The following is a 6,569-nucleotide window of genomic DNA, read 5'->3' as shown; positions in this document are numbered from 1 at the left end:
CACCACCCGGGGCGACGGGAGCTACCGTCGCGGTGAACGTCACCTGCTCCCCCACCACCGACGGATCCGGACTCGACGTCACCGTCGTCGTCGTCCCCGCCGCGGTCACCGTCTGGGTGTCGGTACCCGTGGAGGAGGAGAAGTCGCCGTCCCCGCCGTAGGAGGCGGTGACAGTGAACGGACTGCCCGTCGTCGAGGTGTAGGTGTGCGTGGCCGTCGCGGTACCGCCGGCGACCGGCACCGTCACCGTCGCGCTGCCGTCACCGAAGTCGAAGGTGACCGTCCCCGTCGGCGACCCGGCTCCCGGGGCGGTGGGAGCGACGGTCGCGGTGAACGTCACCTGCTCCCCCACCACCGACGGATCCGGACTCGACGTCACGGTGGTCGTCGTCCCCGCCGCGGTCACCGTCTGGGTGTCGGTACCCGTGGAGGAGGAGAAGTCGCCGTCCCCGCCGTAGGAGGCGGTGATCGTGAACGGGCTGCCGGTCGCCGTGGTGTAGGTGTGGGTCACCGTCGCCGTGCCGCCCACCAGGGTCACGGTCTGGGCCGGGCTGCCGTCGCCGAAGTCGATGGTGACGGATCCCGTGGGTGTGCCGCTCCCCGGTGCGACCGGTGCCACCGTCGCCGTGATCGTCACCGGCTGGCCGACCGTCGACGGATCCGGCGTGGAGGTGACCGTGGTGGTCGTGGCCGCGGGGCTGACGGTGTGCGTGTCGGTGTCCGAGGAGCCGGTGAAGTCGCCGTTCCCGGCGTAGGTGGCGGTGATGGTGAACGGGCTGCCGGTCGTGGAGGCGTAGGTGTGGGTCACCGTCGCCGTGCCGCCCACCAGGGTGCCGGTCTGGGTCGGCGACCCGTCGCCGAAGTCGAAGGTGACCGTGCCCGTCGGCGTGCCCGCCCCCGGCGCCACCGGCGCAACCGTCGCGGTGATGGTCACTGGCTGCCCCACCACCGACGGATCCGGCGAGGAGGTCACGGTCGTGGTCGTGGCCGAGGCTCCGACAGTCTGGGTGTCCGTGCCCGACGACGTGGTGAAGTTCCCGTCGCCGCTGTAGGTGGCCGTCACCGTGAACGGGCTGCCCGTGGTGGTGGTGTAGGCGTGCGTGGTCGTCGCGGTGCCACCGCTCAGCGGCACCGTCACCGGCGGCGATCCGTCACCGAAGGTGAACGTGACCGTGCCCGTCGGCGTGCCCGCGCCGGGCGCCACCGGCGCAACCGTGGCGGTGAAGGTGACCGGCTGGCCCACCACCGACGGGTCCGGGCTGGAGGTGACGGTGGTGGTCGTCGCCGCCGGCAGTACGGTCTGGGTGTCGGCGCCCGTGGAGGGCTTGAGGTTGGCGTTGCCGCTGTAGGTCGCGGTGATGGCGTACGGGCTCCCGGTGGCGCTGGTGTAGGTGTGGTTGACCGTGGCCGTACCTCCCACCAGGGGGACGGTCACCGGCGGCGACCCGTCCCCGAAGGTGAAGGTCACCGTCCCGGTGGGCGTGCCCACTCCGGGCGGCACCGGCGCCACCGTGGCCGTGATGCTCACCTGCTGGCCCGTCACCGACGGGTCCGGCGAGGAGGTCACGGTCGTCGTGGTGGCCGCCTTGTCCTTCACCGTGTGCGTGTCCGTCCCCGCCGACGGCAGGTACTTGGCGTCCCCGCTGTAGATCGCGGTGATCGTGTGCGGGCCGACGCTCAACGTGTTGGTGGTGACCGTCGCCGTTCCTCCGACCAGCGGTGCCGTCAGCGTCGGCCCTCCGCTGATGACGAAGGTGACGGTGCCGGTCGGCGTGCCCGTCCCCGGCGCGACCGGCGCCACCGTCGCCGTGATCGTCACCGGCTGGCCGAAGGTGGACGGATCCGGCGTGGAGGTCACCGTCGTCGTGGTCGACGCTCTGAGGACCACCTGGACCGTGGTACCTGTCGACGAGGTGAAGTTGGCGTCACCGCTGTAGGTGGCGGTGACCGGGAGGCTGCCGACGGGCAGGTTGCTGACCGTCGCTGTCGCGGTGCCGCCCACGAGGGGCGCCGTCACGGTCGGCCCGCCGCTGACGGCGAAGGTGACGGTGCCCGTCGGGGTACCGGGCCCGAGGGGGATGACGGTCGCGGTCAGTGTCACCGGCTGGCCGGTGACCGCCGGATTCGGCGATGTGGAGACTAAGGTCACGGTTGCAGGCATGAGGCGGACCTCCAGCATGAGTGTGGGCTGGTCCGGGCCGTCTCCCGTACGCACTGCCGGGGGCCGCTACCGGCGGCGACGGGTGCCTGGGCACCACGAACCGCCGTCCCCCGGCAGGAGATGGGCGGCCCCGGCCGGTACCACCAGTACGCGCCCGGCCGGTCCCGCCACGCCAGAACCACGACGTCCGAATCCCCCGAACAGGGGAGCGCGCAAGCCGCTCGAACAGCGCGGAGGCCGCCTACGACACCGGCGCGCGACGACCGTCGTGCGCTCCCCCCGCCCACCGGTGCTCAGTCCGCCGCGTACTTCTCCCGCAGCTCCACCTTGCGCACCTTCCCCGACACGGTCATCGGGAAGGAGTCCAGAATCCGCAGCCGGCTGGGAATCTTGTAGTGCGCCAACCGCCCGTCGCAGAAGGCGTGCAGTTCGTCCAGGGTGAGCGGGTCGGCGGGGTCGCGCGGGATGACGCAGGCGAGCACCTCCTCGCCGTACCGCTCGTGCGGTACACCGACCACCTGGACGTCCCTGATCTTCGGATGCCCGTACAGGAACTCCTCGATCTCGCGCGGGTAGATGTTCTCCCCGCCGCGGATGATCATGTCCTTGATACGGCCGACGATCTCGACGTACCCGTCCTCCCGCATCACCGCGAGGTCGCCGGTGTGCATCCAGCGCCCGGAGTCGACGGCCTCGGCGGTCTTCTCGGGCTCGTTCCAGTAGCCGAGCATCACGCTGTAGCCGCGGGTGCACAGCTCCCCCGCCTCGCCGCGCGGCCGGGTCACGCCGGTCACGGGGTCGACGATCTTCACCTCGATGTGCGGCAGGACGCGGCCGACGGTGCCGGTGCGGTGCTCCAGGTCGTCGTCCCTGCGGGTCTGCAGGGAGACCGGGGAGGTCTCGGTCATGCCGTAGCAGATGGAGACCTCCTCCATGTGCATCTCGGCGACCACCCGCTTCATCACCTCCACCGGACAGGGCGAGCCCGCCATGATGCCGGTGCGCAGCGAGGACAGGTCGTACGTCGCGAAGTCGGGGAGGTTCAGCTCCGCGATGAACATGGTCGGGACGCCGTACAGGGAGGTGCACCGTTCCCGCTGGACGGCCTCCAGGGTGGCCTTCGGGTCGAAGGAGGGGGCCGGGACGACGATGCAGGCGCCGTGCGAAGTGGCGGCCAGATTGCCCATCACCATGCCGAAGCAGTGGTAGAAGGGCACCGGGACACAGATGCGGTCCTGCTCGCTGTAGGCGAGCAACTCCCCCACGAAATAACCGTTGTTGAGGATGTTGTGGTGGGAGAGGGTGGCCCCCTTCGGGAAGCCCGTCGTGCCCGAGGTGTACTGGATGTTGATCGGGTCGTCGCAGGACAGCTCCGGGTACGGGGCGCCGGGGGTCGCGCGCCCCAGCAGGGTCTCCCAGCTCGGGTCGCCGAAGTACACCACCTCGCGCAACTGCGGGCACCTGCCCCGCACCTGGTCGACCATCGCCCGGTAGTCGCTGGTCTTGTGGCTGAGGGAGGCGAAGAGCAGGGAGACACCGGCCTGGTTGAGGACGTACTCGACCTCGTGCGTGCGGTAGGCCGGGTTGATGTTGACCATGATCGCGCCGATGCGTGCGGTGGCGTACTGGACGAGCACCCACTCGGGGCAGTTGACCGCCCAGATGCCCACCCGGTCGCCCTTGGCGACCCCGGCGGCGAGCAGCGCGGACGCCAGCTCCTCGACGTCCGCGCCGAACCGGGCGTACGTCCAGCGCCGCCCGGACGGCACGTCGACGAGCGCCTCGCGGTCCGGCCAGGCGGCCACCGCCCGGTCCAGGTTGGCGCCGATCGTGTCGCCGAGCAGGACCGTTGTGCTCGCCCCGTGCGTGTACGACAGCTCGCTCACCGGAAGTCCTCCTCGCGGTACTCGGCGTCCGAGCCGGCGGCCGTGGCCTCGCGCAGCTCGATGCGGCGGATCTTGCCGGAGACGGTCTTGGGGAGGTCGCCGAACTCCAGGCGGCGGATGCGCTTGTAGGGGGCGAGGACCTCGTGGGAGTGCTCGAACAGCACCTTCGCGGTGGCGGGGCCCGGCTCCCAGCCCTCCGCGAGGACGACGTACGCCTTGGGGACGGCGAGCCGCAGCTCGTCCGGCGCGGGGACGACGGCGGCCTCGGCGACCGCCTCGTGCTCCAGCAGCGCGCTCTCCAGCTCGAAGGGGGAGATCTTGTAGTCGGAGGCCTTGAACACGTCGTCGGCGCGTCCGACGTAGGTGATGTATCCGTCCGCGTCGCGGGAGCCGATGTCCCCTGTGCGGTAGTAGCCGCCCGCCATCGCCTCCGCCGTACGGTCCGCGTCGCCGTGGTAGCCGGTCATCAGGCCGACGGGCTTGACCGACAGGTCGAGGGCGATCTCACCCTCGTGGGCGCCGGGTGCTCCGGTGACCGGGTCGAGGAGTTCGACACGGTAGCCGGGGCTGGGGCGGCCCATCGAGCCCGTCTTCAGTGGCTGCCCGGGGGTGTTGGCGACCTGCACGGCGGTCTCCGTCTGGCCGAAGCCGTCCCGGATGGTCACCCCCCAGGCCCGGCGGACCTGCTCGATGACCTCGGGGTTCAGGGGTTCACCGGCGGCGACGACCTCGCGGGGCGGGGTGCGCAGCTGGGTCAGGTCGGCCTGGATGAGCATGCGCCACACCGTCGGCGGGGCGCAGAAGGTGGTCACGCCCGCGCGGTCCATCTCCGCCATCAGCCGGGACGCGTCGAAGCGGGTGTAGTTGTGGAGGAAGACGGTCGCCTCGGCGTTCCACGGCGCGAACAGGTTCGACCAGGCGTGCTTGGCCCAGCCCGGCGAGGAGATGTTCAGGTGCACGTCGCCGGGCTTGAGGCCGATCCAGTACATGGTGGCCAGGTGCCCGATCGGGTACGAGGTGTGGGTGTGCTCGACCAGCTTGGGGCGGGCGGTCGTCCCGGAGGTGAAGTACAGCATCAGCGGGTCGTCGGCCAGGGTCGGGCCGTCCGGTGTGAAGGCGGCGGAGACGCCGTACGCGTCCTCGTACGGCTGCCAGCCCGCGGCCGCGCCGCCGACCGCGGTGCGGGTGTAGGTGCCCGGCACCTCGGCGAACTTGCCGGTGTCCTCCGCGCGCACCAGCACGTGCCGCACCCGGCCGCGGTCCACCCGGTCGCGCAGGTCGGCGGGGCCGAGCAGCGGGGTGGCCGGGATGACGACGGCGCGCAGCTTCATCGCCGCGAGGGCCGTCTCCCACAGCTCTGCCTGGTTGCCGAGCATGACCAGGATGCGGTCCTCGGCGCGGACGCCCCGCTCGCGCAGCCAGTTCGCGACCCGGTTGGAGCGGGCGGACATCTCCGCGAAGGAGAGGCGGGTCTCGGTGCCGTCCTCCTCGACGATGTGCAGGGCGGTCCGGTCGTTTCCGTCCGCGATGACGTCGAACCAGTCCAGCGCCCAGTTGAACCGCTCGGGGCGGGGCCAGGCGAAGCCCTCGTAGGCGGTGGCGTAGTCCTCGCGGTGCTGCAGCAGGAAGTCCCGCGCCCTGCGGAAGAGCTCCGTCGCCGTCGTCATCTGGCCTCCTCTGTTCCTGCTCGTGCCGGACCATTGCCGGGCGGCTCTGTGCCATCGTCTAATCCGTGATGCAGGTCTCACTACCCCCGAACGGGGGTGTGCGCCGCAGCGAGGGCGCAAACGGAAGGGCGAACAGGTGGGAGCAGACACGGCGGGGGCGCTGGACATCCGGAACGCGCTGGTACGGCTGCGGCGCACCACCGGGCTCCCGGTCGCGTTCGGCGGCCTGGTGGAACCCGGACGTCCGCAGCTGCGCATCAGCGAACTGAGCGGCACGGCGACATACGCGCTGCGCGCGATCGCGGTGACCTCCGGCAACGGCCTCGGCGGCAAGGCGGTGGCACTCGCCCGGCCGTGCGCGGTGACGGACTACTCCGCCTCACAGCACATCAGCCACGAGTACGACGCCCCCGTCGCCACCGAGGGACTGCGCTCGGTGCTGGCGGTACCGGTGGTCGTACGGCGCCGGGTGCGCGGCGTGCTGTACGGCGCCCTGCGCACGGCCCAGCCGTTGGGCGACCGGACGCTGAGCGCGGCCGTGGAGGCGGCGCGGGACGTGGAGCAGGCGCTGGTGGTGCGGGAGGAGGCGCGCGGGCTGCTCGACGCCGCGCGGTCCGAGCCGGCGTGCGCTCCGGCCGCCGGCGCGGCGTGGGAGCAGGTCCGGGAGGCTCATGCGGCGCTGCGGGCGCTGGCGCCGAGGATCGAGGATCCGGCGTTGCGGGCGGAGCTGCTCGACGCCTGTGGGCTGCTGGCGGCGGGGTCCTCGCCGCCGCAGGAGGTCCGCCTCGCCCCGCGCGAGGTGGACGTGCTGGCCTGCGTGGCCGCGGGCGCGACGAACGCGGTGGCCGCCGAGCG

4 protein-coding genes are annotated in these 6,569 nt (G+C 71.9%); 1 reads left to right on the top strand and 3 read right to left on the bottom strand.

What is annotated here, in order from left to right; genetic code table 11:
- The 3 genes from NW895_RS37795 to NW895_RS37785 all read right to left on the bottom strand — a co-directional run.
- Window positions 1-2,149 (bottom strand): Ig-like domain-containing protein (locus NW895_RS37795; protein ID WP_289941507.1); only part of this gene is annotated, 2,149 nt, incomplete at its 3' end.
- Between the two features lie 305 nt (window positions 2,150-2,454).
- Window positions 2,455-4,047 (bottom strand): AMP-binding protein, encoded by a 1,593-nt coding sequence (locus NW895_RS37790; RefSeq protein ID WP_289941504.1) that lies wholly within the window; start codon window positions 4,045-4,047, stop codon window positions 2,455-2,457.
- On the bottom strand, window positions 4,044-5,714 hold the full coding sequence (locus NW895_RS37785; protein ID WP_289941502.1) for an AMP-binding protein: 1,671 nt from the start codon (window positions 5,712-5,714) through the stop codon (window positions 4,044-4,046). The genes NW895_RS37790 and NW895_RS37785 overlap by 4 nt, the downstream gene beginning before the upstream one ends.
- A gap of 136 nt (window positions 5,715-5,850) precedes the next feature.
- On the opposite strand from NW895_RS37785, the gene NW895_RS37780 reads away from it, so the two are divergent.
- Window positions 5,851-6,569: GAF domain-containing protein (locus NW895_RS37780; protein ID WP_289941500.1), on the top strand; the 719-nt coding region annotated here is incomplete at its 3' end.

Origin of the sequence: Streptomyces sp. S.PNR 29, from assembly GCF_030386795.1 — a bacterium.
In the GTDB taxonomy this organism is placed as follows: domain Bacteria; phylum Actinomycetota; class Actinomycetes; order Streptomycetales; family Streptomycetaceae; genus Streptomyces.
Note: the sequence above shows the minus strand (reverse complement) of the source record. Positions and strands in the feature narration are given on the sequence as shown.

What these genes read in the sequence shown, in the direction of transcription:
- NW895_RS37785 (WP_289941502.1), bottom strand. Translation starts at nt 5,714, where the DNA reads ATGACGACGGCGACGGAGCTCTTCCGCAGGGCGCGGGACTTCCTGCTG.